General features: G+C 37.2%; 1 protein-coding gene. It reads left to right on the forward strand.

Annotated features, from left to right (window positions below):
- On the forward strand, nucleotides 1-269 hold a 269-nt coding region (gene dcm / locus SB749_RS19595), incomplete at both ends, for a DNA (cytosine-5-)-methyltransferase (protein ID WP_410711776.1).

Genomic DNA, 269 nt, shown 5'->3' on the forward strand with positions numbered 1-269 from the left:
CTAGCGAGATAGATCCTCATGCTAAAGCCTCATATGAGGAGAATTTTAATTTTAAAGTAAGTGGTGATAGAACCAAAGTTGACGCAAAAAGTATTCCAGATCATGATTTGCTTTGTGCGGGCTTTCCATGCCAGACATTTAGCATTATAGGAAAAAGCCAAGGCTTTGAAGATACAAGGGGAACACTATTTTTCGATATCGCTCGTATTCTAAAAGAAAAAACTCCTAAGGCATTCATTTTGGAAAATGTTAAAAGCCTCGTAACCCAT

The sequence above is a fragment of the Brevibacterium sp. SIMBA_078 genome (assembly GCF_046534565.1).
GTDB lineage: Bacteria > Actinomycetota > Actinomycetes > Actinomycetales > Brevibacteriaceae > Brevibacterium.